The 26,732-nt window shown below is 64.5% G+C and carries 21 protein-coding genes; 6 read left to right on the forward strand and 15 right to left on the reverse strand.

The genetic code is table 11. The annotated features are described in order from the left end of the window. Positions 1-308: ectoine synthase (locus QZT63_RS19915; RefSeq protein ID WP_366635651.1), on the reverse strand; the 308-nt coding region annotated here is incomplete at its 3' end. A gap of 117 nt (positions 309-425) precedes the next feature. Here QZT63_RS19915 and QZT63_RS02385 point away from each other — a divergent pair. Beyond that, positions 426-1,232, forward strand: coding sequence for a class II glutamine amidotransferase (locus QZT63_RS02385; RefSeq protein ID WP_290648266.1), 807 nt, complete (start codon positions 426-428; stop codon positions 1,230-1,232). Between the two features lie 125 nt (positions 1,233-1,357). Then, a complete protein-coding gene (locus QZT63_RS02390; protein WP_290648268.1) occupies positions 1,358-1,744 on the forward strand; it encodes a hypothetical protein in 387 nt (128 codons plus the stop codon). A gap of 52 nt (positions 1,745-1,796) precedes the next feature. Here QZT63_RS02390 and QZT63_RS02395 read toward each other — a convergent pair whose 3' ends face one another. Both QZT63_RS02395 and QZT63_RS02400 read right to left on the reverse strand, forming a co-directional pair. Beyond that, entirely contained in the window at positions 1,797-3,917 is a 2,121-nt protein-coding gene (locus QZT63_RS02395; protein WP_290648270.1) for an exonuclease domain-containing protein, read from the reverse strand. 88 nt (positions 3,918-4,005) lie between these two features. Continuing rightward, the gene (locus tag QZT63_RS02400) at positions 4,006-5,874 is read right to left on the reverse strand and encodes a putative nucleotidyltransferase substrate binding domain-containing protein (RefSeq protein WP_290648272.1); all 1,869 of its coding nucleotides are present in this window, start codon (positions 5,872-5,874) and stop codon (positions 4,006-4,008) included. Positions 5,875-6,340: 466 nt separating this feature from the next. On the opposite strand from QZT63_RS02400, the gene QZT63_RS02405 reads away from it, so the two are divergent. The 3 genes from QZT63_RS02405 to QZT63_RS02415 all read left to right on the forward strand — a co-directional run bounded on the left by QZT63_RS02405 (position 6,341) and on the right by QZT63_RS02415 (position 9,407). Continuing rightward, the gene (locus QZT63_RS02405) at positions 6,341-8,491 is read left to right on the forward strand and encodes a sodium:solute symporter family protein (protein ID WP_290648273.1); all 2,151 of its coding nucleotides are present in this window, start codon (positions 6,341-6,343) and stop codon (positions 8,489-8,491) included. Positions 8,492-8,580: 89 nt separating this feature from the next. Beyond that, a complete protein-coding gene (locus tag QZT63_RS02410; protein WP_290648274.1) occupies positions 8,581-8,817 on the forward strand; it encodes a hypothetical protein in 237 nt (78 codons plus the stop codon). After that, complete coding sequence (locus QZT63_RS02415; RefSeq protein ID WP_290648276.1) at positions 8,814-9,407, forward strand: tetratricopeptide repeat protein; 594 nt, start codon at positions 8,814-8,816, stop codon at positions 9,405-9,407. The genes QZT63_RS02410 and QZT63_RS02415 overlap by 4 nt, the downstream gene beginning before the upstream one ends. A 3-nt stretch (positions 9,408-9,410) precedes the next feature. Here the strand turns inward: QZT63_RS02415 and QZT63_RS02420 are convergent, their stop codons facing one another. Continuing rightward, the gene (locus tag QZT63_RS02420) at positions 9,411-9,638 is read right to left on the reverse strand and encodes a hypothetical protein (RefSeq protein WP_290648278.1); all 228 of its coding nucleotides are present in this window, start codon (positions 9,636-9,638) and stop codon (positions 9,411-9,413) included. A 175-nt stretch (positions 9,639-9,813) separates the two neighbouring features. On the opposite strand from QZT63_RS02420, the gene QZT63_RS02425 reads away from it, so the two are divergent. Continuing rightward, entirely contained in the window at positions 9,814-10,446 is a 633-nt protein-coding gene (locus QZT63_RS02425; protein ID WP_290648279.1) for a glutathione S-transferase N-terminal domain-containing protein, read from the forward strand. 10 nt (positions 10,447-10,456) lie between these two features. On the opposite strand, the gene QZT63_RS02430 is transcribed toward QZT63_RS02425, so the two are convergent. From QZT63_RS02430 to QZT63_RS02480, 11 genes are all read right to left on the reverse strand, one after another. Next, positions 10,457-11,734 (reverse strand): nitrate/nitrite transporter, encoded by a 1,278-nt coding sequence (locus tag QZT63_RS02430; RefSeq protein ID WP_290648280.1) that lies wholly within the window; start codon positions 11,732-11,734, stop codon positions 10,457-10,459. Between the two features lie 133 nt (positions 11,735-11,867). Further along, positions 11,868-14,543 carry a nitrate reductase gene (locus QZT63_RS02435; protein ID WP_290648282.1) on the reverse strand — a complete coding sequence of 892 codons (2,676 nt, stop codon included), beginning with the start codon at positions 14,541-14,543 and terminating at the stop codon, positions 11,868-11,870. A 145-nt stretch (positions 14,544-14,688) separates the two neighbouring features. Next, positions 14,689-15,042, reverse strand: a complete 354-nt coding sequence (gene nirD, locus QZT63_RS02440) for a nitrite reductase small subunit NirD (RefSeq protein WP_290648283.1) — start codon at positions 15,040-15,042, stop codon at positions 14,689-14,691. A gap of 81 nt (positions 15,043-15,123) precedes the next feature. Continuing rightward, entirely contained in the window at positions 15,124-17,556 is a 2,433-nt protein-coding gene (gene nirB, locus QZT63_RS02445) for a nitrite reductase large subunit NirB (protein ID WP_290648284.1), read from the reverse strand. Positions 17,557-17,921: 365 nt separating this feature from the next. Beyond that, complete coding sequence (locus QZT63_RS02450) at positions 17,922-19,196, reverse strand: nitrate regulatory protein (RefSeq protein ID WP_290648286.1); 1,275 nt, start codon at positions 19,194-19,196, stop codon at positions 17,922-17,924. Positions 19,197-19,432: 236 nt separating this feature from the next. Beyond that, positions 19,433-20,857, reverse strand: a complete 1,425-nt coding sequence (gene cls, locus QZT63_RS02455; protein WP_290648288.1) for a cardiolipin synthase — start codon at positions 20,855-20,857, stop codon at positions 19,433-19,435. Between the two features lie 80 nt (positions 20,858-20,937). Beyond that, a complete protein-coding gene (gene ubiA, locus QZT63_RS02460; RefSeq protein ID WP_290648325.1) occupies positions 20,938-21,816 on the reverse strand; it encodes a 4-hydroxybenzoate octaprenyltransferase in 879 nt (292 codons plus the stop codon). Further along, positions 21,813-22,412, reverse strand: a complete 600-nt coding sequence (locus tag QZT63_RS02465) for a chorismate lyase (protein WP_290648290.1) — start codon at positions 22,410-22,412, stop codon at positions 21,813-21,815. The genes ubiA and QZT63_RS02465 overlap by 4 nt, the downstream gene beginning before the upstream one ends. A gap of 29 nt (positions 22,413-22,441) precedes the next feature. Next, the gene (recG, locus tag QZT63_RS02470; protein WP_290648291.1) at positions 22,442-24,532 is read right to left on the reverse strand and encodes an ATP-dependent DNA helicase RecG; all 2,091 of its coding nucleotides are present in this window, start codon (positions 24,530-24,532) and stop codon (positions 22,442-22,444) included. A 4-nt stretch (positions 24,533-24,536) separates the two neighbouring features. Continuing rightward, positions 24,537-24,926, reverse strand: a complete 390-nt coding sequence (locus QZT63_RS02475) for a RidA family protein (protein ID WP_290648292.1) — start codon at positions 24,924-24,926, stop codon at positions 24,537-24,539. Positions 24,927-25,010: 84 nt separating this feature from the next. Beyond that, complete coding sequence (locus QZT63_RS02480; RefSeq protein WP_290648294.1) at positions 25,011-26,705, reverse strand: ExeM/NucH family extracellular endonuclease; 1,695 nt, start codon at positions 26,703-26,705, stop codon at positions 25,011-25,013. Positions 26,706-26,732: the final 27 nt, after the last annotated feature.

Here is a 26,732-nt window from a genome sequence, read left to right on the forward strand (position 1 = left end):
GAACACGCACACCAGCCGCAGATCGGTGTGGGCGTGCAGAATATGTTCAATGCAGTAAACCGACTCGAGATGATTGCGGCACTGCACCCGCTGGGATTCGCCCGCACGGAAACGGTCTCGTGGACGGAGTACCCCATACCGCGGCGTCCGAACACGAAACGGTGGCTGAGCCAATTGCCATAGCCCTCCTCATCGGACGTGCCCTTGACCTCCTCTAGCCCTCGCACAATCAGCCAACATGGCTCTAGATCACATCTACAAGCCCGCATGCAACCGCTTTTCAACTCATCAATATAGGGTTCAGACATGCAGATTCAATATCTTACTCCCGTTATCGGCGGACTGCTCTTGCTCCCTCTGCGCGGGTTATACTCGAGCCAGTCCAGGCATTCAATTTCGAGCGGAGAATGCTGCGGAGAATGCCAATGTGTGAGCTTCTGGCCATGAGTGCCAACACCCCCACCGACCTGTGCTTCAGCTTCACCGGGTTGACCCGTCGGGGCGGTGACACTGGCCCCCATGCGGATGGCTGGGGCATTGCATTCTACGAAGGCCGCGGGGTGCGGGTTTTCCATGAACCGGCGGCGAGCGCCAGCTCCCGGATCGCAGAGGTCGTACAGACGCATCCGATCAAGAGCGAAGCGGCCGTGTGCCATATCCGCCAAGCGAACGTCGGAGGCGTCTCCCTCGAGAACACGCACCCCTTCATTCGCGAGCTCTGGGGGCGCTACTGGACCTTCGCCCACAACGGTCAAATCGAGGGTTTCGAGGCCAGGGCCGGGGTCTATCAACCGGTGGGGAATACGGACAGCGAACACATCTTCTGCGATCTGCTGAACCGCCTGCGCAGCGAGGTCCCGCGCACCGCCCCGGAGACAACCTTGCTCGAGGCGATCGTCGCCGCCGCCGAGGAGTACGCCCAGCTTGGCGTGTTCAACCTGCTGCTGAGCAACGGCGACTGGTTGCTGACCTTCTGCAGCACCCGCATGGTCGCCATCACCCGGCGCGCCCCGTTCGGTCCGGCACGGCTTAAGGACGCCGATGTGACCGTGGATTTTGAATCGCAGACCACGCCGCGCGACATCGTCAGCGTCATCGCCACCGAGCCCCTGACCAGCGACGAGCGCTGGGACCATTACCGGCCTGGCGAGTGGCGCCTGTGGCGGAAGGGAGAGGTCGTCTCCCAGGGCCTGGTGGGCGTCCCCGACCTGGCACACCCGGCGCCAGGTTGAGGCAGACGTTACGACACCATGGCCTGGACTGGGGCTGTGTGGGCCAGGCGGCCGCAGTTATTGACCAGGTGCTACACTTAACCAAAATGCAGTGCCTCGCTTATTTGTATTGGACTATCGGTGCCATGTACCCGATTCCCGACTTCAAGCGCTCGCCGGTGGATCCGCTCCTTGACCCCCACTCCCGGGATGTGATCGAGGCTGCAGGGCTGCTGGAGATTTCCGAGTTCAATTTGATGGCGATGGCCTATCACGAGTGGTACGGCAGGCCCGCGGACCAGAAAACCCTGGAGCGCTATTTCTGCCCCTACATGTTCGGCTCGCCCCCACCGTTCTGGGCCCACCGACTCGCCAAGGAAGTGCTGGAACTCGACGATCGGGGGGAACTCTTGGCGAGCCGTTTCGCCGTCAACCCACCCCGCAAGGCCAACCGAAAGGATCTCTTCTCCGCGGTAACCCAGATCATGTTGATGATCGTTGTGGTGACTCTGCTTTTCTACGATATGCTCTGAGTCGCGGCCAACTGGTGGGTCAGTGTATTGGTAGCAAGCGTCGGGCAGACCTTCAGAACACGGCCTGTTGCTGGCGCACCGCCGTCATGCGATTGGCCGCGTCAATGGCCTCGCCCACAGTGGTAATACCGCGTTCACGCAGCAAGGGAATCATTCGTGTCAGGATCACCGCGGTCACCATGGCATCACCCAGCGCCGTGTGCCGGCCGCTGATCTCCGTGCCCAGGCGCCAGGCGATCGCCTCCAAGGTGTGCTCCGCGGTGTGGTCATGCAGGAACACCGACAACAACAGCGTATCAAGCACCGGGTTGTTGAAGCAGGTGGCGCACTGATCCTCCTTCATACGGATGAAGCGCATGTCGAACGCGGCATTGTGGGCGACCAGTACGTCGTCACCCACGAATGCCTTGAACCGTGGCAGAACCTGGTCGATGGTCGGCTGGTCGCGCACATCCTCATCACGAACTCCATGGAAGCGGGTGGATGAGCGGGGGATGGAGCACTGCGGATCCACCAGCTGATCGAAGACCTCGCCGCGCAGGATTCGGCCGTTGACGATGCGCACCGCAGCGATCCAGATGATCTCGTCACCGTCCGACGGACGCAGACCGGTGGTCTCGGTGTCGAACGCGACGAAGGACTGGTCCAGCAGCGCCCGCCCGGCCACCTCTCCAAGGTCCGCTGCCTGCTCGGCCAGGGAGAAATCGTAGAACTCAGGTCTGGCTGGCATCCGCGCCAGGGGGGTCTCCCACTGGCGCTCGGATGCGGGGAGCGGGATACGCAGGGTGCTGCATTCGGGCCGTTCGCGGCAACGCTGGCTCCACACCTCGGAGTTGTGTCGAGCCATGATGCACTGGGCACTGAATCCGCCCGTCATCTGCGGCAACGGCTCGTGCATCCACTGTTGGATGAGAGCCGACGGCACTGGCTTGCCGTGCCAGCTGACATCCATGTATACGCGGCGATCGCCCAACAGGGCCTCCACCTGGGCTGTTGTCACGCCGTGGTCCTGGCGCAGGTGCCTGAGCAGATGCTCGAGAACCTGACGCACTGAATGGCTGTCGGCGTGAAGCCACAATGGTATGCCATGCTCGATCAGCTGCGGTATCGCGCCGTCCTGCCAGGCGGCCTGGAGGCTGGCGATGAGATCGGTGGATTGGATATCGGCCATGGACCACGGAGCCGATACAAACCGGTGACTCTCCCCGGCCATCTGCTCGAAGCGCCGCGAGAGCTCGCGAGACTCCCGCACCACCATGCCCTGGAAACTCGCCTGCTCCTCCTCAGTGAGCTGATGCCCCATGGCCAGGTTTTCCGCCGCAGCGCGCAGGTTCGCCAGTGGCGCCCGGAGGGAGTCCACTGCCTGGCGCATCGCCTCGTCACGTCGCGTCAGTGAACGCAGCTTGCCGGTAACATCGTCGAAGGTGACCACAAAACCGGCTGGTAACGGCCCACTGATGGGCAACAGCGACAGCCGGCAGTGCAGCAGTCGGCCGTCATTGAGGGTGGCGCAGACAAATTCCACGTGCTCATCGGCGCCATCCTGCGCGTCGTCTCCCTTCCCCCGAGCCACTCGGCGCTGCAGCACCTGCAGCGACTGCTCCACCGGCGCCCGCGTCCAAAGTTGAAACAGCGATCGCCCAAGCCCGAGTTCCCCGCAATTGCCCAGGAGGGACTGTGCCGCCGGATTGTAGAGCAGGATGCGGGCATTCGCATCACACACGATCACGCCCTGACGGATTTCACGCAGGACGATTTCCAGGCGCTCCTTCTCCTCCTGAAGCCCATGGGCGCCCGTCGCCAGGGCTTTGCCCACCTCGCGGCGGCACGCATACAGCTCGGCCCCAAGCCGCGAGATACCGCGGCCCAATGAGCCAACGAGGTGGGAGCGTGGCAGTTCCACTTCGTGGGCGGCGTTGCTTGCTACCATAATCGAGGTCGCCCGCTCCAGGGAGCGGATTGGCCGGATTAACGCCACATCCAGCACGCCGAAGACAATGAACAGCACCACAACCGCCGCCACCGTGCCCAGGCCCGCAATAAACACGAAACGGGTCTGCGCCGCCCCCTGGCTTAGGCCGTGGAGACCGGCCAGGCCGGCGGCAAGACCAGCGCCGACGACGGCGCCGGCTGCCGCTGCAAACAATAGCCAGAGTTTAAGTCTTGGCGACATGCCGCTATCCTCCCTGGTCCCGCGGCGGGCGACAGTGCCGCGCGAACAGCCTGCTAGTGTCCTGTAACCGAATGTCGGTTACAGGACACTAGAGGCCGAAGCGGCCCTGGAGCCTCTCCTGGAACCGCTTTACCGCGTACATGGCCATGCGCAGACTCTCCCGTGCCAGCGGATCGAGCGCGTCCGGCCGCACCAGCTTGTCCGGGACTGTGCCCTCGGCACTCTGATGGAGCTGGTGGCTGAGCAACAAGTCCATCAAGACCTCGTGGGCCGCTCTCACGGAGTCTACGAACTCCGCCTCAAGCTCCCCTTGCCTGACGACGGCCTGCAGCCGGTCCACCGTATTGGCGTCGGCCACCCCGGAATGGAGCGCGAAGATGCGCGCAGCGTCGCAGATCAGGCGCAAGCCATTGCGCTTGATGTCAACGCGGCCGCGGCGCTCGGCATCGTCCGCCGTGATCAAGCGGTTGAATAATCCCAATGCGGGTCGGCCCTGGGCGTTGTCATCCGCCATGAACCGCAGCAAGCGGGGGCGCTCGGCAAGAGCCCGGAGTGTGTGGTCCCAAAGGGCGCGGGAAAGTCTCGAGTCGCCATAGAGGAGATCGAAATCGAAGAGGATGTTCGCCCATCGGGCCGCTGTCTCGTTGGGGTGCGCGGTGATGTGGTCGATGCGCCGGCACCACAGCGACAAGGTGCGTTGATACTCCGGATTCCGGGCCATAATGTCGCCCGGACACAGCACATACCCCACCCGGTCCAGGTTGACATTCACGCGCTCGGTGACGACCCGGAACCAGCGTTTCTCCGCATCGCTCAGGGGCGCATCGCCCGCATCGTCATCGATAATGATGGCGTTATCCTGGTCCGGGTTGAGCAACATCTCCCGCCGGCCGCCAGAACCCATGATCAGAAACGCAAATCGCCGCGGCGCGTCTCCAAAACCCTCATCACGCATGCCGGCAATCGTCAGTTCAATGCAACGCCGCTGAACCGCCAGATGGAAATCACTGAGAAGTAGCACGGCCCGGGTGGCATCCCGATTGCGCTCCCACGCATCACGCGCAACCTCGGCGACCTCCGCGCTGATGACTGCAAGCCGCTCCAGATCACCGGACTCGGCGACCCGGTTCAGCAGCATACCCTGCTGTTCCAGCAAGGCATTGAGGATATTCGTCTGCGAGAGCATGCCCAGGGGTCGGTCCCCATCCATGACCACCAGGTATTTCACGCCCTTGCGCTTCTGCAATGCCTCTGCCTGCCACAACGGGGTCTTCAAATCCACGGCTTCAACGGATCGGCACGCATGCCGCACGGACGCATCCGGCAAGTGCCAATGCACCATGGTCGCCTCGGCAAGGCTGTCCAGCGTTGCCACCCCCACAAGCTCACCCGCCTCGCCGGTAACCCCGAGGCTGCCAATCTTTCGGCGACGCATGGACTCGTAAGCCTCGCACAGGCTGCTGGTCACCGAGCAACCTGCCAAAGGGGCATTCATGATCCGATGCACCGGTTCGGCGAGGGCACCCTGGGGATTCGCGTGGGAGATGCCGCGATCGCGGATGCGTCGCGCAATGATCTGATTGAATATACCCGACAGTGAGGGATGCGCTTGCTCCAGGCGACGAAGGGTCTCGTACTCGAGGCGCAAGAGCGCGGTCCGCTCCAAGATCACGGCCTCGGAATAACGGGGCTCCTGCTCCAGGTACTGATCCAGCCCGAGCATGGCCCCGCAACCCTCACGCGTGCCAACCTTGCCAGGAGTGAGCAGTTCCACCTCACCGGAACAAACGATGAACAATGTATGGGTGTCCCGGGCGTTTAGGACGAGCCGGTCCCCCACAGGCCGGGACTCTGTCACCCCCGCGTGCGCGAGCGCGTTGAAGGTCTGCGCATCCAGGCCGCTGAACGGTGGACAGCGGGCGAGGGCTTCCAATTGCGGGTTGACATCCACGGCCATGGCTATGACGTCCTGAACGTGCCCACCCCCACTAACGAACGGGCGCAGCGCCTTGGGGCTGAACCATGCGACCTCGGAGGGGGGCGATCCCTGGCCGCCTCGCATGGATGTTTGCTCACCCAGCTTCCGCAAGTATTGCCAAGTAATCAACCGCTCGGCGCCCGGGGTATTACCTTTTGCCACACCGCCTGTTACCGAACGAAACAAACCGTAACACCCGAAGCGCACCGGTAACACTTGAATGGCCTGCCTCAGAGGTATCCTTCCAGGGCCCGGGCCCGATACCAGCGCCACGCCCCGCTTGACGCAACGCCGACATGCTGCAGCACGGAAGATCGTCGGCACAAGATTCGCATCCTGGTTGAGGCAGCCCCTGTCAAGGGGTTGTTGCTCAGGCCGGTCCCGGTTCACCGAGATCAGTGCGTAAGAAAAAACAGCTCGTCGACACAACAAGGGGGAGAGCCACATGACAGCAATGGCCATCTGGCTGTTCATATTCGTAGGCCTGTACTGGGCCTACTGTATCTTCTGGGGTATCAAAGGGTACCTCTGGTCGCGCACAGCCAGCGACTACTTCGTGGCCGGTCGCTCGGTCAGCATGTGGGTATTCATGCTGGCGGCGACGGCGACATCATTCTCGGGGTGGACCTTTGTCGGTCACCCGGGGCTCATATATGTGGACGGGCTACAATACGCGTACGCCTCGTTCTACGCGGTAACCATCCCGTTCACCGGCATGGTATTCCTCAAGCGCCAATGGATGATCGGCAAGCGCTGGGGATACGTCACGCCCGGTGAGATGTTCGCCGACTATTTCCGCACCGACTCGATCCGAATGCTGATCCTGGTGGTGGCGTTGATCTTCGCCGTACCCTACCTCGGCATCCAGCTTCGGGCATCCGGATTCCTGTTCAACGTCCTCACGGACGGCGCCCTCGGTGTCGAGGTGGGCATGTGGCTGCTCTCAGCCGTGGTGCTCTTCTACGTGGCATCTGGCGGGTTGCGGGCGGTCGCGTACGTCGACGCCATGCAGTGCATCCTGCTGATGCTCGGTATTTTCAGCATCGGCGTGGTTGCCCTCTACTACGTCGGCGGCTGGACTGACTTCACCCGCGGTATCGCTGCCCTGGTGCAATGGGATCTGCTCACTGGGGGAACAAGCGATGCCTCACCCGGGCTAACGCCAGCGGGGCACAGCGGATATGTCGCGGTACCCGGTGTGATCCAATGGGTTAGCGGTGCCGGCGACGCCCAAGGGGGGGTGTGGACCGGCGTCATGAACCTGACCTACATGTTTGCGCTGATGGGGATCATGGCCTCACCATCGTTCACCATGTGGGCGTTCTCCAATACCAACCCCAAGCCGTTCGCCCCGCAGCAGACATGGATGTCGCCGCTTGGCATCGGTTTCCTGCTGTTCTTCTTCACGGCCTTCCAGGCAATGTCCGGACACATTCTTGGGGCCAACACGGACTTCGCCCAGGATATCTTCAACCCGGAGTATGAAGAAACGCTGGGCGAATACCGCGATCTCTTCGATGAACGGGCGGACGCGGTACTCCAGCGCGGGTTGATCGCAACGGAAAACCCGGACCTGAGCCCGGCCGAAGTCGAAGCGACCATCCAGGCCGGACTCAATGCCCTGCGGGCCGGTGAAAATCCGGAAGAGGCAGGCTGGGTCGACCTCATCCGCGACGGCGGCGGCGACGGCGCGCTGGTACCACAGCTGCTGAGCATGCTGCAAGCGGTGGCACCATGGCTGGCGGCACTGCTGGCGGTGTGCGCGTTGGCGGCAATGCAATCCACCGGGGCGGCCTATATGTCCACGACCAGTGGCATGTTCACCCGCGATCTGCTGCGCCGCTACGTGATTCCGAACGCCAGTCACAAGGTGCAGGTCGGGGCCGGGCGAGTGCTGGTGACAGCCCTGGTGCTGGCCGCACTGACGGTGGCGACATTCACCACGGATGCCCTCGTGCTACTCGGTGGCCTGGCGGTGGCGGCCGGCACGCAAATGTGGGTCCCACTGGCGGCGCTTTGCTTCTTCCCATGGATTACCCGCCCGGGCGCCGTCTGGGGGCTGACCGTGGGGATCATTGCAGTGCTGATGTCGGAGAACATTGGCATCAACGTCATGGCCGGCCTCGGCATCGACGTCCCGTGGGGCCGCTGGCCGCTGACGATCCATGCCGCGGGCTGGGGCATCATCTTCAACATCGCCGTGGCGGTGATTGTCTCTGCCTTGACGCAGAACAAGGAAGAGCTGGACCACCGCATGAAATTCCACGACTTCCTGCGGGAGCACGCGGCGTTGCCGGAGTCGAAGCGCCATCTCATCCCGATCGGCTGGACCATCGTCATCGTGTGGTTCTTCTTCGCCATCGGGCCGGGCATGGTCATCGGCAACTGGCTGTTCGGTGATCCGAGTGATCCAGCGACGTGGTGGGTGTTCGGGTTGCCGTCCATCTGGGTATGGCAGATCATCTGGTGGGCACTCGGTGTCTTTATGATGTGGTTCTGCTGCTACAAGCTGGAGATGAGCACGGTGCCCCAGAAGGAGATCGAGATCCTCTTCGACGAGGATGCCGAGATCCGGATGGATGTCAGTCGCCCGTAAGGACGGGGGCATACTGCCAATCCGTGACCAGCAACGGCGAGGAGGGCTTCGGCCTTCCTCGCCTGCTTTCCGAGTGAGTTGTCGCTATCATGACGCCCGGATTGTTGTTTGCTTTCTATGTATTGCTGCTGACGGCCCTATTGTTGTATCCGGTCAGCCAGTGGATCTGGGCCTTGAGCGTGCGGCGGCTGCAAAGGCGGCTTGACCGCGAACTTGCCGAGGACGAGATCGCGGGTCAGAAGCGCCGGGCATGGGTGATTTCCGCGTTTATCTGCCCGGTCTTTTCGTTGTTATTCAATCTTTCCACCGTAGGTATGCCGCAATGATCATTACCGAGAAGACATACCGCGTCCTGAAGATCATGGCCATCGTGGTGGTGCTGCTCCCTGTGGCGTGGCTTGCCTACGAGGGGTTCGTTCCGGATCGCCAGCCGGGCGACATCGCAGCGACTGCCGGTGACCGCGCGTTTGCCGACCGACGCTACGAGGCGGCGCTCAGGGAGTACCGCAAGGCCCTTGACGATGCCCCGGAGCACCGTCAGGCCCTTCTCGGAAAGGCCAACACCTTCGTGGAACTCGAGCGTTACCAGCAGGCGCTGGATGCGTTCGGCCAGTTCATCGACCGCCACCCGGATTTCGCCGGGGCCTACGCCAACCGCGGCATCGCGCTGGACCGCATGGGGAACTACAAAGCAGCGCTGGAGGACTACGAACGTGCCCTGATGCTGGACCCGTCAGTGGCTGACGGGCCTGGCTGGTTGACCCGGTTTCTGCACATGACGCCTGACGGCCAGCCCACGATCGCCGACCGCGCCGACTACATCCGCGAGCAGATGGCACTGCCGCAAGACGAACGTGAGTTGTACGACGAAGAGCAGGACGCCGCGCAACGCGCCTACACCCAGCGGATCGAATAGGGTTTACTGCGCAAGCGGCGCCACGCCCCAGACGGGCAGGCCAAGGATATCCACAAATAGAAATCGCAGGGCGAAAATCAGCGCAATGCACCCGAACAGTAGATGCACAGTGGGGTGTTCGCCGTCGGCATCCTTGTACGTAATGCCGTGCCAGGCAATGGCCGCAGTAACCAGAAAGAAGATCCAGGGAGACATACCCTGGATTTTCAGGCTTCCACGGAAAAGTTTCAACCCGGCCAGCGAACTCTGTCGCGGCCTGTCACAATGGCGGTCGACGTGCCCACTGCCCCGCCGCGGGGCAAGCGGGTGAGACCGCCTAAGCGGCCGATCTCGAGTCCGAGACCACGCCCAAGGGTCAGTCGGCGAACACCTGGCTATACTCCCGGGAGCATCACTGAGGCACGCCATGTTCAGACTCATCAGTGCCACGCCTAGCCCTTATGCCCGCAAGGTGCGCATCGCCCTTGCCGAAAAGGGCCTGCCTTTTGAACTCATCACCGAGGTGCCCTGGGACAGCACCACCACGACGCCCGAGTTCAATCCGCTGGAAAAGCTGCCAATCCTGCTGCTTGAAGACGGCACCAGCGTTTATGATTCCCGTTTCATTCTGCAGTACCTGGAGGTCAAACACCCTCATCCGTCCCTGTTGCCGGACGACGAGGACGCGGCGCTCACGGCCCGAAAGCTCGAGGTGCTTTGCGATGGCGTATGCGACGCCTTGGTGCTGACCTTCTTTGAACGCATGCGCGACGAGGGCGGCAGCCCGGAGTGGATCGCGCGGCAGCGCCGAAAGATTGACGGCGGGCTGAGGGAGATTGCGCGCATCGTCGGCAATCGCCAGTGGGCGGTGGGCGAGCGCTTCAGCCTGGGTGACATCGCTGCAGGCACCGCGGTGGGTTATCTCTCAGTCCGGCTTCCGGAACTCGACTGGCGAACGCTCTACCCGGATCTTGCCGCGTTGAGCGACCGTCTAGAGGAGCGATGCTCGTTCCGGGAGTCCGTGCCTTACGCCCAGCCGATCTCCGACAAGGTGGTCTGAGGAATCACGGTCATCCGCTCCGGTGCGCCATCTCGGATCCGGAATCGGGGGCAGCGCGATCCCGCGTTGCAGTCGGCCTCCGCTCGGTCCACCACATCCAGGCAATCGATACAGCCGTCACGCCAAAGAGGAGCATGAACACGGTGCTACGCACACCGGTGAGGTCGATCAACACGCCGAACATGATGGGCAGGAAGAAGCCGCCCAGGCCGCCGGCGAGGCCGACGATCCCCGAGACGACACCGATGTTGCGGTCGAAATCATCGGAGATGTACTTGAACACCGACGCCTTGCCAAAGCCCCAGGCGATGCCGACAACGAACAGCAGCGCCGTGAACAGCCAGATATTCAGGCCAACACTCACGCTGACGGTGCCACCATCGACCGTCTGAATGAGCAGCTGGGCATGCGGGTAGGCCATGAAGAACAGGCAGATGGCGCTTGCCCACATGCACCACCAGGTCACTGTGTGGGCACCGAAACAATCGGAGAACCAGCCACCAAGGGCCCGAATGACGCCGGAGGGCAGTACAAAGATGCTTGCGATCAGCGCGGCAAGCTGGATGCCGACACCGTACTCCGCGATGAAATAGCGTGTGAGATACAACGACAACGCCACATAACCGCCGAAGACCACGGAGTAGTACTGGCAGTACTTGAGCACCCGCGGATCGCGGAGCACCTGCAATTGCTCCCGCAAAGAGGGCGTGTCACCGCGGCTGTGATTCGGGTCGTTCCAGGTCAAGCACCAGAACAGCGCCACGGTGATGAGCATGGCGATGGCGTATACCGTGGGCACGAACTGCCAGCCGAACAACACGACCAAGGTGGGTGCGACATAGTTGGTGAGCGCCGCCCCGGCATTGCCGGCGCCGAAGATGCCCATGGCAAAGCCCTGGCGCTCGCGGGGGAACCAGCGTGCCACGTAGGCGATGCCCACGGAGAAAGACGCCCCCGCCAGCCCCACGAACAGCCCCAGCACCAGCAGCTGCCAGTAGCTCGTCGCATAGGAAATCAGGTAAATGGGTGGCACCGTGAACAGCATCAGCAGCGCGTACACGGGACGTCCACCGAAGCGGTCGGTCAGGATGCCAACGGGCAACCGCGCCAGGGAGCCGGTGAGGATCGGCATCGCGGAGAGCAGGCCGAATTGGGTCTCCGAGAGACCAAGCTCCTGGGCAATGGGATTGCCGATCACCCCGAACATCACCCAGACGGCGAAGCAGATGGTGAAACCGAACGTACTCATCCCGAGCACGGTGTTGCGTTTTGTCACGTCTGTTGTCATGGAGGTTGCCCTCACGCGGTGAGTATCGCGGCGCCACCGGCCGCCGTTGCGAGCACTGCATGATCGCCGGCGTTGACCACTTGGCCGAGCGGCGTCAACCGCAGCTATTGCGATGCGCTGACTCCGTTCGTCATCAGGCACTCCTCCTGTTGGCGGGGACGGCATGCTGGACGATCAGCTGCTGGAGCTCCGGCAGGCAGCTGCCGCAATTACCGCCCGCCTGGCAGGCCTGGGTCACGGCGGCGGGCTCCATGGCTCCGTCGGCGATGGCATCAACAATCGTGTTCTCGCCCACGCCAAAGCAGGAACACACAGTCCTGCCGACATCCTTTTCACCCGCGGGCGGGCGGCCCGACAGCAGTGCCATGCGGTCGCTTGAGTCCAGTTCCTGGTCCCGGAAGAGACCAGCGAGCCAACTGCGCGGGGGCAGGGTCTCCAGTTGACCCATGAACAGGCAGCCCATGAGTCGGCCGTCGCGAAGACAGGCGGCGCGGTAGCTATGCCGGGCCGGATCGGCAAATTCCATCCACTCCCCGCGCCCACCCATGAGGCGCTCGGCGACCTGCGGCAGGTCCTCCGCTGAATCATTCCCGGCCAGCTCGAAGCGCACGAAACACTCACCGCGGGCGAGCGCCCACCAGTCGCAGTCGGGTCCCCGGTCAGGTGCCTCCCGCAGCAGTAAGAACCCGTGCCAGGCGAAGGCCGCCGGCGCCAGGCTGACCGGTGTGTGCTTGAACTCCGGCTCCCCGGAGAGCGGATCGGTCACCGGATTCACGACCGCACCCGCCCGGGCGCGGCTGGCGTACTGATCGTTCCAGTGCATCGGCACGAACACGCTGCCCCGACGCTGGCCGCGATCGATGCGCGCGCGGCCCAGCATGTCGCCCCAGCGGCTGGCGACGCGAGCCAAGGCACCGTCGGACACACCAGAGGCGCTGGCGTCGTCAGGGTGCGCCTGAACGAAGGGCTCCACGGTGTGGGAGGACAACCGCGCCGCTTTCCCGGTGCGTGTCATGGTGTGCCAGTGGTCGCGAACGCGGCCGCTATTGAGCACCAGCGGGAAGCGCGATTCCGGGCGATTTTCCGGCGCACGAGGCTCGACAGTAACGAACCGTGCACGGCCGGAGGGGGTGAAGAATCCGCCCGCACCGAACAGCCGCGCCGTGTCCTCGCCATCGGCGCGCACTGGCCACTGCCGCGGCGTCATGGCAGCGAAGGTGGCGGCATCCATACCGGTGAGGCCACCGAGGTCGAAATCGCGGGTGCCGTCATTCTCGAAGGCAGACAGCCTGGCGTGTTCATCGAAAATCTGATGCGCCCGGTCGTACGCGAAGGCCTCGCCGAAGCCCAGGCGCCTTGCCACCTGGGACAACGCCCACCAGTCCGCCCGTGCCTCCCCGGGCGGCGGCAGGAAGGCGCGCTGGCGCGAGATACGCCGCTCGGAGTTGGTTACGGTGCCGTCTTTCTCGCCCCAGGTGAGCGCCGGCAGCAGCACGTCAGCCACTGCGGTGGTGTCGGTGCTGCGCATGGCCTCCGAGACCACGACCAGCTCGCACTCGCCGAGCGCGACGCGCATGCGGTCGGCGTCCGGCAGGCTGACAGCCGGGTTGGTGGCCATGATCCACACGGCCTTGATCTCGCCACGCTCGATCGCCTGGAAAAGGTCCACCGCCTTGTTGCCCGGGCCATCCACCAGATTCGGGGCGCCCCAGAAGCGGCGCACCCGCTCCACGTCCTCCGGCGCGAAGTCCATGTGGGCGGCAAGCTGGTTGGCGAGGCCACCGACTTCACGACCGCCCATGGCATTGGGTTGGCCGGTGATGGAGAACGGTCCGGTGCCCGGGCGGCCGATGCGCCCGGTGAGCAGGTGGCAGTTGATGATGGCGTTGACCTTGTCCGTTCCGACCGACGACTGGTTCACACCCTGGGAGTAAAGACTCACCGTGCGCCGGGTACGGGTGAACAACCGAAAGAACTGCATGACATCGCCTTCCGGCAGATCGCACTGGGCAGCCACTTCCGGCACGCTTCCGGCCCGTCGGGCCTGGTTGATGGCCTCGCCGAAGCCCTCGGTGTGTGCCTCCAGGAAGGCGTAGTCCGCCTGGCCCTCCTGGGCCAGATGCGCCAGCAGTCCATTCCACAACCAGACGTCCGTGCCAGGCGCCAACGGCAGGTGCAGGTCGGCGATCTCGCAGGTCTCGGTGCGGCGCGGGTCGATCACGACCACGCGCATCTCCGGGTTCTCCGCCTTGGCGGCCTTGACACGCTGATGAAGCACCGGGTGGCACCAGGCCAGGTTGGAGCCGGTGAGAACCAGGAGTTCCGCCTGCTCCAGGTCTTCGTAATTGCCAGGCACAGTATCGGCGCCGAAAGCGCGTTTGTGGCCAACCACCGCGGAGGCCATGCACAGTCGCGAGTTGGTATCCACATGGGGCGTGCCGATAAAGCCCTTGAAGAGCTTGTTGGAGACGTAATAGTCCTCGGTCAGCATCTGGCCGGAGCCATAGAAAGCCACGCCTTCCGGGCCGTGCTCGGCGATGATGCGGCGGAAACCGTTCGCCACAGCGTCGAGGGCGCTGTCCCAATCGGCTTGCTCGCCACGCACCACCGGCTGCAGCAACCGGCCGTCGAGATCCACGGTGTCCCCCAGGGCAGCGCCCTTGGAGCAGAGGCGGCCGTAGTTGGCGGGGTGGCTCGGATCACCCTGGACCGACACGGTGCCATCGGCAGCGCGGGCAGCCAGCACCCCACAGCCAACGCCGCAGTAGGGGCAGGTGGTTTGCGTGGATGGTGGTTGTGGTGTCGTCATCGTGTCCCCCGTTGGGGTTTAGGCTGTACGTGTCGACCAGCCGAGGGGCGGTCCACCCGCGGCGGCGGTGGGCGGGGCTCCGCCCACCGGACGGGCGGCCGGTACACCTCGTTGTCGGGCGACGTCAGCGGCGATACCCGGGGCATCAGCTCGCAGGCTCACGGTTCAGGTACAGCGCATCTCCTTCCTGCTTGACCTCGAAGCGCGGTACGCAGCCGTGGTCTGGGGCCTTGGCCTCGCCCTTGTCCAGGTGGATGTTCCAGGCGTGCAGGGGGCAGGTGACCAGGCGGCCATGGACCATGCCCTCGGAGAGCGGACCGCCCTTGTGTGGGCACCGGTCCAGGAGGGCGAAGACTTCGTCGACGCCGTTGCGGAAGATGGCCACGGGGCCGTGGGCGGTCTCGACGACGCGCGAGCCAAGCCGCGGGATGTCACCGAGGCGACCCACGGGGAGCCAGTCAGGGGTTTGGGTTGCGGCTTGCGGTTGTGCAGCGGTCATGTGTTCACCTATGTTCTGGTGTCCGGAGCTGACTTCTACCCATCGGGCCGGTCCGCTTGCGCGGGTTGCGGCCCAGGCAGGTCAGCTGGCGCGGCGCAGGGGCTCGAACTTGTCGTCGTGGTTTTTGCTGTAGAACTTCCAGGGGTCTTCCTGTGCCTGCTTCTGGGAGGCGTGAAAGCGCTCGGCCAGGGCCCTGCGGCCGTCGTCGTCTTCCACCACGCGCTCCTTGAGGTAGCTCAACCCCACCCGCTCAATCCACGGCGCGGTGCGCTCCAGGTAGCGGGCCTCCTCGCGGTAGAGCTGCAGAAAGGCGGCGCAGTATTCCTTCACCTCGTCCGTGGTCTCGACACGGCAAAGCACGTCCGTGGCGCGAACCTTCACGCCCCCGTTGCCGCCGACATGGAGCTCCCAGCCGGACTCGATGGCGACCACGCCGAAGTCCTTGATGCTGGCCTCCGCGCAGTTGCGCGGGCAGCCGGAGACGGCCATCTTGAATTTGTGCGGCGTCCAGGTGCCCCAGGTCATCTCCTCGAGCTCGATGCCGCAGGTGGTGGAGTCCTGCACGCCGAAGCGGCACCACTCGGATCCGACACAGGTCTTGACGGTGCGCAGCGCCTTACCGTACGCGTGGCCCGAGACAAAACCGGCATCGGAGAGATCGCCCCAGACGCCGGGGAGTTGTTCTTTTTTCACGCCCAGGAGGTCGATGCGCTGGCCCCCGGTGATCTTCACCGTGGGCACCTCGTACTTCTCCGCCACCTCGGCAATGGAACGCAACTGCTGCGGCGTGGTGACACCGCCCCAGATCCTGGGCACCACGGAGAACGTGCCATCCTTCTGGATGTTTGCGTGCATGCGCTCGTTGACGAATCGCGCCTGCGTGTCGTCCTCGGCCTGGTCGGGCCACGTGGAGATGAGATAGTAGTTCAGCGCCGGGCGGCACTTGTCGCAGCCGTCGTCGGTGTTCCAGCCCAGGTTGTCGAACACATGCCGCAGGCTGGTGAGCCGGCCTTCGCGGATGGCCTGGCGCACCTGATCGTGGCTCATCTCGGTGCAGCCGCACATGGGCTTGCCCTTGCCGGCCTCATAGTCGCCACCCATGGTCGCGGCCAGGAGCTGTTCCACCAGACCGCTGCAGGAACCGCAAGAGGCTGCGGCCTTGGTGTGGGATTTCACGTCATCCAGGGTGAACAGGCCTTCCTTGGCGATGGCCTGGACGATCTCGCCCTTGCACACACCGTTGCAGTCGCAGATCTGGGCGTCGTCGGCGAGATTGCTCACCTGGCTGACGCCGCCATGGCCCGAATCCCCGAGATGGGCCTGGCCAAACAGCAGGCTGTCACGGAAATCGGCCACGGAGGTGGCGTCGCGCATGAGCTGGAAGTACCAGGTGCCGTCCCCCGTGTCACCGTAGAGGACGGTGCCGACAATACGGTTGTCCTTGACGCAGAGTTTCTTGTAGACGCCGGTGGCCGGGTCCTGGTAGAGGACATTCTCCACGCCGTCTTCGTCCTGGAATGTGCCAGCGGAGAACAGGTCCACGCCGGTGACCTTGAGTTTGGTAGAGGTCACCGAGCCTGCGTAAAGACGAAAGCCGTACCCCGCAAGGTGGTTGGCGCACACCCTGGCCTGCTCGAACAACGGAGCGACCAGACCGTAACAGGTGCCGCGGTGTTGCACGCACTCGCCGACGGCATAGATGCTGGGGTCGAACGTCTGCATGGTGTCCGAGACCACCACGCCGCGCTCGCAGTACAGTCCAGCCTTCTCGGCAAGCTCCTTGTTGGGTTTGATACCCACGGCCATGACCACGAGGTCGGCTTCTTCCTCGGTGCCATCCCTGAAGCGCACGCGCTCGATGCCGTTGTCGTCGCCGACGATCTCCGAGGTCTGGGCTTCCATGCGGAAGTGCATGCCGCGAGCCTCCAGAGACTGCTGCAGGTACTTGCCCGCGGTCTCATCCAGCTGGCGCTCCATCAGCCAAGGCATGAGGTGCACCACGGTAACGTCCATACCCTGCTGCATCAGGCCATAGGCGGCCTCCAGCCCCAGCAGCCCGCCGCCGATAACCACCGCCTTCTTATGCTTGCGGCTGGCCTCCAGCATGCTGTCGACGTCTTTCACGTCGCGGTAGGAGACCACGTCGGCGAGATCGTGCCCGGGGACGGGAATCACCACCGGATGGGAGCCGGTGCCGAGCAGCAGGCGATCGTAGTGCTCCACGGTGCCATCGGCGGCGAAAACGCGCTTGCCAATGCGGTCCACCTCGATGATTTCCTTGCCCTTGTGGAAGGTAATGCCGTGCTCGGTGTACCAGTCATCGCCATTCAGCATGATGTCGTCGAGGGACTTCTCCCCGGCGAGCAGCGGCGAGAGCATGATGCGGTTGTAGTTCCCGTAGGGCTCGGCGCCGAATACGGTGATGTCGTATTTTTCCGGGGCGATGGTCTGTAGTTCCTCGATGACCTTCATGCCGGCCATGCCATTGCCTACGAGAATCAGCTTTTCCTTCATCACGTCCTCCTTCAGGGCTCGTCTCTATCACCGTTGCTGCGGGGTGGACATCCGCGCAACAGGCAAAAAAAAGCATCCACCTGCCCGAGTGCGTGTGCAGACACACGCTCGGACTGGTGAACGCCTTTGTTCACGGTGCAGCCGATCAATGGCCGCGGACACGCTGTGCTGTCGCCCCCATCAGTGGGGCAAGACCGCGTGGTGCCCATTGCTGATACAAGGACCGTGCCGAAACGCACGAATCCGCCTGGAGACGAGGCGTGGCGCGACTTCGACGGGCAACACCTTGGTTTCCGTGGCCGGGGGTTCCGCCCTGCGACGGTGCACTGCAGCAAATCGATGCATCAAATGAGGGCGGAGGGCTTTCAACACTTGAAGAGCTTTTCCATGGCGATCGTATCCGCTGCCACCTCCGCCAGTCGCCGGCTCTGCGACATGGCCACCTGGCGCAGGAACCTGTAGGCCTCCTCCTCGCTGATGTCGCGGTGGCGCATGATGAGCCCTTTGGCCTTCTCGATGCTCTTTCGCTCCATGAGTGCCGCGCGCGCCTCGTTCAGCTCGTCGCTCATGGCCTGCAGGCGCGCGGACTGGCACTGCACCAGATCGATCAGGGAACGGCCGAGCTGGGGGCCCGCGCAGTCCGAATTGAGCGGTTCGGTGCCATCGCTGAAGAAGATGGCGAATGACGGCTGGTCACCCGGCTGCCGGGTCAACGCCTCGATATGATGCGCGTGCGAGTCGAGGTCTGCCCTCGCGTCGGCGATCTTCTGCTGGCAAAGCGCCTCCAGACTCGCCTCCACGCGGTCTTCCACCCGCTTCATGCCGTCGATGCGGTGGGTCGTCGCATTGAACCAGACATCGCTGATAGCCGTATCGGTCACGCGCCCCGGAGCAGAGGTGCACGCGATGCGTCGCAACCGTTCCACTTCACCACTGGCACCGCCGGTCTCGGTGTCCTCCCACGCAGCCAGGGTTTCAGTATCGGCGAAGCTGGCGAAAATCTGGAAACAACGTTCCTGATTTTCGATCAGGTGGCGCAAGCGCTCGACGGCCGGTGCATCGAAACCGCCGCGGGCGAACCCCGCCGCGCCCACGGCCCGTTCCTGCCCGGCGAACTCCTTGCCCTGCATGAGGTGGAACATGGCCACCAGTTTTCGTGATATATCGGGATCGAGCGCCGTATCCGCGGCTTCGAACACCACCGCCAGCAAGCCCCGTATTAGGGCACTGTAGCCCTCGAGCACTGCCTCGGGCGCAACCCGCTGTGGGGTGATCTCGTCGCGCACCGCCCGAACCTCCTCCAGCCCCTGTATGGCATAGGCGATACGGCTGAAGAGCCGGCTGGCACCGGGAATGGCACCGGAGCGCAGGTCTATCTGCCCCAGGCAGTCCCGAAACTGGCGTTCGCTGGCCAGCGCCTGCTCCCGCAGACCCGGGAGCTCATGGGCGAACCGCTCGCCAGCCGACGCCAGATACAGGTTCGACGCACCGCGCTCGCGCTGCAAGGCATGCACGAGATTGCTGATACTGACCACCAACCGCCCGGTCCGCAGCAACTGCTCGAGACTGACGATTTCGCAATTCTTCGAGGCAATCAGGTAATCGGCGACGCTCCGGCTGCTGGTCGAAGACTTGTCCATAAGCTACTACCCGCGGTTGTCTGTGGAGCGGTGGATTCGGCATGGCTGTTGTGGGTCTAACAAGATTCGGGCCAGGGTGGAAAAAAGCATCGTTTTCCGTCGCTTGCCCAATCATGGCAAGTCACACCCGGGCGCGGACGCACAACAATGGTGCATCCACCCGGGCCACCCGCCGCACGAGTGCGACCATGGCGGCCAACCGCACAGCGCGTTCGTCGGCAGGGCTCCGGGGGGCGTCAAAGGTACGGCGTCATCAACCGGGCAACGCCGTCACGAAGCCGAATGGGCAACGCGCGGGCCTCGATGTCGCCGGCAGTCAGGGGGCGGGCATGGCGGATGCGGGCGTCGACGCGGGCACTGAGATCCTGGGCGAGGGTGCGATCAAAGCACTCCACGTTGAACTCGAAATTCAGCCGCAGGCTGCGCGGGTCCCAGTTCGACGAACCAACAAAGGACCAGCTGTCATCGACGACCATGAGTTTGGAATGGTCGAAAGGCCGCGGCGTCAGCCAGACGCGGCAATCGTAGGTCAGCACCTGGCGGATCTGCCCCATCGTGGCCCAGTGCACGAAGGGCAGGTTGGAGTGTTCCGGCAGGACGATATCAACAGCGACGCCTCGGATGGAGGCCGTGTTCAGCGCGGCGATCAGGGGGGCTTCGGGCAAGAAGTAGGGCGTGACGACGCGTATGGACTCCCGCGCCGTGGTCACCGCGACCTGTAAAGTCATCTGGTGGATGAGGAAGTTGTCGTCCGGGCCGTCCGGGACACCGCGGGCGACAGCGTTGCCCACCGGCGCCAGCTCGGGAAACCAATCGGGACCCTCCAGGGGTTCCGCCGCGGCGAACAGCCAGTCTTCATAAAAAACCTCCTGCAGGTGGCGCACCACCGGCCCTTGCAGACGGAAGTGGATGTCCCGGGTCGCGCGACGCCTGGCGTCGCGACGGTGATGGCGGCGGATGTTCATGCCGCCGGTGAATCCGACGCTGCCGTCGACCACCAGCAGCTTACGGTGGTTGCGCAGGTTGATGCCCACCAGGCGGACCGGAAAGCCGGGAAAGAAACGGGCCACCGGGACCCCGCGCCGACGCAGATCGCCGACCATCGAAGGCCAGGTATACCGCTCGCCAGCGTTGTCGATGAGCACCCGCACTTCCACCCCGCGCTCCACGGCACGCTGGAGTGCATCGGCGAAGGCATGCCCCACCTGGTCGTTACCGAAGATATAGGTGGCCAGGGTGACGGTGTACTCCGCCTGCTCGATGGCATGGAGCATCGCCGGGTAGGCCTCATCGCCGTCCGCCAAGGGCTCGACGCGGTTCCCTTGGACCAGCGGGCGCACGATAATGCGGTTCGTCGCGCGGGCGAGGTCTTCGAGGTTCTGCGACTCGGCGCCGAGGAGGGTGCGCAGGGTGTCGAGATCACATTCGTAGACGCGCTCGAAACTCTCCAGGGCCTTGCGACGCAGCGCCGAGGCGCGCCGATTGATCCGGTTGATTCCGAACAACAGATAGAGCACGGCACCGATCACCGGCACGAGCCACAGCAGCGCCACCCAGGCAAGGGCGCTACGGGAATCCCGTTTCGTGAGCACCGCATGCCCCGAGGCAATCAGGGCGAGTAACGGCGCGATCACCGCGGCGATGCTGTACCAGACATCCATGGCGTGCAGCCTGTCCCGTGTAGAGGAAGCGGTGGTCTATGGGTCGCCCGGGTAATGCTATGACACGCGCCACAGGGTGATTACAGTTCCGCCCAGCCATAGCTCAGCAGGATGCCCACGAAAACCACGCCACCGTAAACATTGTTGTTCAAAAAGGCCTGGAAGCAGCCCTCCCGGCTGCGCTCACGAATGAGCCATTGCTGGTAGACGAACAGCAACGTTGCGATGACCAGGGCGACGTAGTAAGGGGCGCCGAGTTCCGCCCGCAGTCCGATGAAGACGAGCGTCAAGGTCATCAGCGCCTGCAGCAGCCCGATGATCAGGCGGTCAAGATCACCGAAGAGAACGGCCGTCGACTTGACGCCGATCTTGACGTCATCGTCGCGGTCCACCATGGCGTACTGGGTATCGTAAACCGTGGCCCACAGCACCGCCGTAATGAACACCAGCCAGGCGATCGCAGGCACGGTGCCCGTCTGCGCGGCGAAAGCCATGGGCACGGCCCAGCCGAAGGCCGCCCCGAGGTGCACCTGCGGCAGGTGGGTGTAGCGTTTGGCAAACGGGTACGTGGCCGCCAGCACCACCGCCACCAGCGCCAGCAGGACCGTGAGCGTATTCATGAGCAGGACCAGGGCGAAGGCCACCAGGCAAAGCCCCGCGAACAAAGTCAAGGCCTCGCGTTCGCTGACGGCGCCCCGTGCCATCGGGCGGTGGGTGGTGCGCTTCACATGGCCGTCCACGTTGCGATCGGCGTAATCGTTGATCACGCAGCCGGCGGCGCGCATCACCAGTACGCCAAGGACGAACACGGTGAATACCAGCGGGTCGGGGAAGCCCTCGGCGGCCAGCCATAGGGCCCAGAGCATGGGCCAGAGCAGCAGGAAATTGCCGATGGGGCGGTCCAGGCGCGCCAGCCGCGCGTATTGAAGCAACCGATCCGCAACGAATGCCTTGGTCAGGGTTGGCAATGAAACAGCTCCGGCAGAAAGATTTCCGCAACCAACAGCGGGCGGCCGCGAAGGTAATGAACAACCCGCCGTGCCCAGCAACCCGACGCCGGTGATAACCCGGCCCCGCCCATGCGCTCCGCCAGCCAGTCGCCGGCGCGCAGGCGCGCAACCTCCATGGGCTCATGGGGTGTGCCACCACCGCGGAACAGGAGCTCGCCAAGCGGGCGCGCGCCCAGGTGACGCAGCGTCTCGTTGCCGCTGCGCAGCGAGTGTGGCGGGATCACCGTGCGCGCCAGGATGAGCGGCTGATTGCCGCAACACAGCGCCACCTGCCGGACCCAGGCCACATGCCGGCGCTCCAGGTGCAAGCGCCAGGCCTCGTCCAGGGCCGGGCGATACCAGCCCTGGTCCAGCACGCGCACATTGAACGCCCGACCGCAGCGCTGGCGAAGACCCGCCGTCAGCGACCCTGTCTCCACGACCCAAGCGCGCTCGGGCGACGGCACGCGCGCACCCGGTCGACCGTCACGAATCCGCCACTGGCAAAAGGCCTGCCGCACGCTCGCCCCCGCACCGCAAAACGGCCGGCAGTATCGCATGCCCATGGCGCTGGTGCATCCCGATCGCAATGACGTCAGACGCGACCGTACTGGGCGGCTTCCCCCACCCAGCGATCGATCAGCCGGTCTGCGACATGCGGATGATGCTGCAATAGCCGATCCGCCGCCTGCTGCACGGTGGGTATGAGTTCGCTGTCGCGCACCAGATCCGCCACCCGCAGCTGCCAGGCCCCTGTCTGGCGGGTGCCGAGCAGCTCTCCAGGGCCGCGGATTGCCAGATCCCGGCGCGCGATCTCAAAGCCGTCACCGGATTCCCGCAGCACCGACAGTCGCGCCCGCGCAGCATCCGTCAGCGGCGCACGATACAACAGCACGCAGCTGCTGGCCGTGGTACCGCGCCCCACGCGCCCGCGCAGCTGGTGGAGTTGGGCGAGGCCGAGGCGCTCGGGGTTTTCAATGACCATCAAGCTGGCGTTGGGCACGTCCACACCCACTTCAATCACGGTTGTAGCCACCAGCAGGTCCCGCTCGCCCGCGGCAAAGGCGCACATGACGGCATCCTTGTCGGCGGCCTTCAGACGCCCGTGCACCAGGTCGATGCGCAAGTGGGGCAGCGCTTCGCGCAGCCGCTCCGCAGTCTCCGCAGCCGCCTGCGCCTGCAGGGTGTCGGACTCCTCGATCAGGGTACAGACCCAATAGGCCTGGCGGTCATCGGCACAGGCGTTGGCCACGGCTTCTACAACCTCGTCGCGGCGGGTGTCGGGCACGGCCACTGTCTTCACGGGCGTACGACCGGGCGGGAGTTCGTCGATCACCGAGACATCGAGATCGGCGTAGGCGGTCATGGCCAGGGTCCGCGGGATAGGGGTGGCGGTCATAATGAGCTGGTGCGGCTGGGCCTGCTCCGTCTGGCCTTTTTCCCGCAAGGCCAAGCGCTGATGCACACCGAAGCGATGCTGCTCGTCGACCACCACCAGCCCAAGGCGCGAGAAGACCACGTTCTCCTGGAATAGCGCATGGGTCCCCACGACAATGTCGATGTCGCCATCGGCCAGGAGGCGCAGCACCTGCCGACGCTCGGCCGGCGGCAGGCGCCCCGACAGCCATGTCACGGTGACGCCCAGCGGCGCGAGCCAGTCGCGAAAATTACGGTAGTGTTGCTCTCCCAGGAGCTCCGTTGGCGCCATGATAGCGGTCTGCAGACCGCTTTCCACGCTCCGCAGCGCCGCGAGCGCAGCAATGACGGTCTTGCCGGAACCCACGTCCCCCTGTATCAGACGCAGCATGGGCGCGCGGCGGGCCATATCCGCCGCCGTCTCCCGGTCCACGCGGTCCTGGGCACCGGTTAACGCAAACGACAGGCTCTCGCGAAACGCCGAGACGAGCCGGCCGTTGCCGCGTAGCACGGGCGCCGCGGCCCGGTCGCGCAGGTGATGGCGCTGCCGGCGCAGGGTCAGGTGATGGGCGAGTAGCTCCTCGATGATCAGGCGCCGTCGGGCCGGCTCCTCCGGGCCTTCAAGGCGGGCGACGCTGCTGTCATCGGGTGGTCGGTGCAGGGTCAGCACGGCCTCGGTAAACGTGGGCAACTGCTCGGCGGCGCGGAGATCATCCGGCAGTAGGTCCTCGGGCTGCACCGCCTGGAGCAGCGCCACGGCCCGATCCACCAGCCGGCGCAGGCCGGTCTGGTTGAGCCCCTGCGTGGCCGGGTAGACCGGCAGCAGGCCGTCGCCGCCTTCGGCATCACTGCCACCGACATCCACCTCGGGGTGGATCATCTGCAACCCGGACGGGCCCTCGCGCACCTCACCAAAACAGCGGATGCGGATACCACGGGCGAGACGCCGCTGCTGATTGGCATGGAAGTGGAAGAACACCAGGGTCAGCGCACCAGTGCCGTCCGTGATCCGGCAGAGCAGGCGAGCACGCCTGCCGCGAGCGACTTCTGTGATCTCCACGGTGCCGGTGATCAGGGCCTGTTCACCGGGGCGCAGCTCCCCTAGGCGGCGGACGCGGCTGCGATCCTCATAGCGAAGCGGCAGGTGCAGGAGGAGATCCTGCACTGTGTGAACACCGAGCTGCGCCAGGCGCTGCGCCTGGCGTTCACCCACCCCCGGGAGTGTGGTCACGGGCCGACCCAGAGCGTCCCTGTCAGCGGCGGCCGGCACCGTGTCAGCCCTGGTCGCGCACCACAATGGCGTCCATCTCAACGCCCGCGCCCTTCGGCAGGCTGGCGACACCCAGGGCAGCCCGCGCCGGGTAGGGTTCGTTGAAATGCTCTTCCATCATCTCATTGACCAGGCCAAAGTTACCCAGATCCGTGAGATAGATATTGAGCTTGACGATGTCTTCCAGGGTGGCATCGGCCGCCTCGCAGACCGCGCGCAGGTTCTTGAACACCTGCTCGACCTGGGAACGAATATCGCCACGGACCAATTCCATGCTTTCCGGATCCAGCGGGATCTGCCCGGAGAGGTAAACGGTCTTGTCGATCCGAATGGCTTGTGAATACGGCCCGATGGCCGCAGGTGCCCGATCCGTGTGGATCACTTCCCGCGTCATGGTACTGGTCCTCTCCTCGTGCTATTAGGGATAGTCGGTTCTAACAAACGTACCAGAAATCAAACGCACGTATGAGTCAAGAGATTAGCCGTTGGGATCGATGCCCAGCAGGACTGGATCATGGTCGGAGGACCGGAACGGCTGCCCCGCGGCGGCAGGATCCTCGGCAAGCCGGCCGTCGTAGCCGAACACGGGTGGTTCGTCCGCATTAATGTGCCACACAGTCGCGCCCGTGACACGTGCGGCCATGCTCTCGTTAGCAAGCGCGTAATCCAGGGTGCCCGATGCGCCCCGGAACACATAGGTATATTGACGCTCCGGCGGCAGCTCTTCGGCCACAATGTCAAGGAAACCGGCCTCTGCCAGAGCGCGAATCGGATCCTCGCCGGCGTAGCTGTTGAAATCGCCCAGGAGCACTGCATCACCGGTACCGGTCTGCGTGAGCTTTGAGTGAACGAACCTGGCAAGGGACTCCGCCTGCGTCGTTCGCCGCTCGTTCCAGCAGCCCTGGCCCCGGTCCACATCGCCCGACGAGGGACAACCGATCTTTGACTTGAAGTGCACGACCACGGCGAGAAAGGGTGCTTCTCCGTGCGGTTGGAAGACGGCGGCCTGTGGAGGACGGTGGTGCACAGGGTCGGAGTCGCGAAACGGCCCGTCCACCAACTCTATTCGCTCCGGGCGGTAGGCGAGACTCACCTTGATGGCATCACCACCGGTCGCACCGCCGATCACCGCACGGTAAGGCGGGCCGTCGGCGGCCTCGCTCGCACGGCGAACCAGATCCTTCAGGGTGTCCGGGTCGTTTTCCACCTCCACCAGCCCCAGCAGATCGGCATCCAAAGCCCGTAGTGCTGGAAGCAGCCGGCCGCGTTGGCCTTCCAGCTCCTTGTGGTTGGCCGCACCGCGTTCGCCCAGGGTAAGAAAGTAGTTCTCCACGTTGAACGCCGCCACCCGCGCAGTGCCATCCACCGGCTCCGGCGCCTCCGGACGGGGATTCGCCACTTCGAACTCCGGGGGCTCAACTGGGTGAAGCCGCCAACGGTCGAACGCATACGTGAGAATGCCCTCAACGGAGTTCACACGGTCACCGACCCGCCGTGTGCCGGAGTCAGCGTCGAGATACGGCACCGGCTCGGGAGCCCCCCGGTAACTGCCGTCGTCCAGCAGGACCCGCGAGCCGGGGTCATCACCGCTACGCTGGCGGTAGGCGCGCTCTGGCGCCAACTTCAGGGTACCGTGGCGGCCGAGCTGATAGTTGCCCGTGACCGTCAACGGAGCGGTGGTTCGGACCAGCAGCCCTTCGAAGCGGTCCCGATCCGCCTGCGTCAGCGGCAGCGTCAGTTCCTTCGGCTCCGGCCGGCCAGGACGGCCGCATCGGTAGATGGTATCCACCTGGCCAATCTGCGGGCGGCCATGGAAGCGGTCGGTGATCCCCTGAACCTGAAGCACCACACCGGGGCGGACGCGCTGGCGCTCGGCCTCGTCCAGGCCCGGGGCATACACGAACAGCGCCGCGGGCCCACCCTCGCCCCCCTCGGCCTGCATAAAGAAACCATTGAGCTGCTCGCCGCCCAAAAATTCACCCGTGACCACACCCTCCACGGTCACGTGCTCTCCCTCCGCCAGCGGGTCGGACCCGTGCCCCGCCGCGGCCGCCAGCCCAACCGCGTCGTCCCTGCAGGGGTCGGTACTGTCGCCGAATGCCAGGTAACCCGCAAACAGGGCCAGCATCCCGCCCGCCCAAAGCGCTTCCTTGCGCAATAACCACTGTTTCATGGTCTACTCTCGCTGCCTGGCAATCCA

Source organism: Aquisalimonas sp., from assembly GCF_007120195.1.
In the GTDB taxonomy this organism is placed as follows: Bacteria; Pseudomonadota; Gammaproteobacteria; order Nitrococcales; family Aquisalimonadaceae; genus Aquisalimonas.

What these genes read in the sequence shown, in the direction of transcription:
- cls (WP_290648288.1), bottom strand. Translation starts at nt 20,857, where the DNA reads ATGGATGTCTGGTACAGCATCGCCGCGGTGATCGCGCCGTTACTCGCC.
- QZT63_RS02475 (WP_290648292.1), bottom strand. Translation starts at nt 24,926, where the DNA reads ATGACGCGGGAAGTGATCCACACGGATCGGGCACCTGCGGCCATCGGG.
- QZT63_RS02395 (WP_290648270.1), bottom strand. Translation starts at nt 3,917, where the DNA reads ATGTCGCCAAGACTTAAACTCTGGCTATTGTTTGCAGCGGCAGCCGGC.
- QZT63_RS02435 (WP_290648282.1), bottom strand. Translation starts at nt 14,543, where the DNA reads ATGACGACACCACAACCACCATCCACGCAAACCACCTGCCCCTACTGC.
- QZT63_RS02450 (WP_290648286.1), bottom strand. Translation starts at nt 19,196, where the DNA reads ATGGACAAGTCTTCGACCAGCAGCCGGAGCGTCGCCGATTACCTGATT.
- QZT63_RS02425 (WP_290648279.1), top strand. Translation starts at nt 9,814, where the DNA reads ATGTTCAGACTCATCAGTGCCACGCCTAGCCCTTATGCCCGCAAGGTG.
- QZT63_RS02465 (WP_290648290.1), bottom strand. Translation starts at nt 22,412, where the DNA reads ATGGGCATGCGATACTGCCGGCCGTTTTGCGGTGCGGGGGCGAGCGTG.
- nirB (WP_290648284.1), bottom strand. Translation starts at nt 17,556, where the DNA reads ATGAAGGAAAAGCTGATTCTCGTAGGCAATGGCATGGCCGGCATGAAG.
- QZT63_RS02390 (WP_290648268.1), top strand. Translation starts at nt 1,358, where the DNA reads ATGTACCCGATTCCCGACTTCAAGCGCTCGCCGGTGGATCCGCTCCTT.
- QZT63_RS02405 (WP_290648273.1), top strand. Translation starts at nt 6,341, where the DNA reads ATGACAGCAATGGCCATCTGGCTGTTCATATTCGTAGGCCTGTACTGG.
- nirD (WP_290648283.1), bottom strand. Translation starts at nt 15,042, where the DNA reads ATGACCGCTGCACAACCGCAAGCCGCAACCCAAACCCCTGACTGGCTC.
- QZT63_RS02480 (WP_290648294.1), bottom strand. Translation starts at nt 26,705, where the DNA reads ATGAAACAGTGGTTATTGCGCAAGGAAGCGCTTTGGGCGGGCGGGATG.
- QZT63_RS02415 (WP_290648276.1), top strand. Translation starts at nt 8,814, where the DNA reads ATGATCATTACCGAGAAGACATACCGCGTCCTGAAGATCATGGCCATC.
- QZT63_RS02430 (WP_290648280.1), bottom strand. Translation starts at nt 11,734, where the DNA reads ATGACAACAGACGTGACAAAACGCAACACCGTGCTCGGGATGAGTACG.
- QZT63_RS02400 (WP_290648272.1), bottom strand. Translation starts at nt 5,874, where the DNA reads ATGGCCGTGGATGTCAACCCGCAATTGGAAGCCCTCGCCCGCTGTCCA.
- QZT63_RS02410 (WP_290648274.1), top strand. Translation starts at nt 8,581, where the DNA reads ATGACGCCCGGATTGTTGTTTGCTTTCTATGTATTGCTGCTGACGGCC.
- QZT63_RS02385 (WP_290648266.1), top strand. Translation starts at nt 426, where the DNA reads ATGTGTGAGCTTCTGGCCATGAGTGCCAACACCCCCACCGACCTGTGC.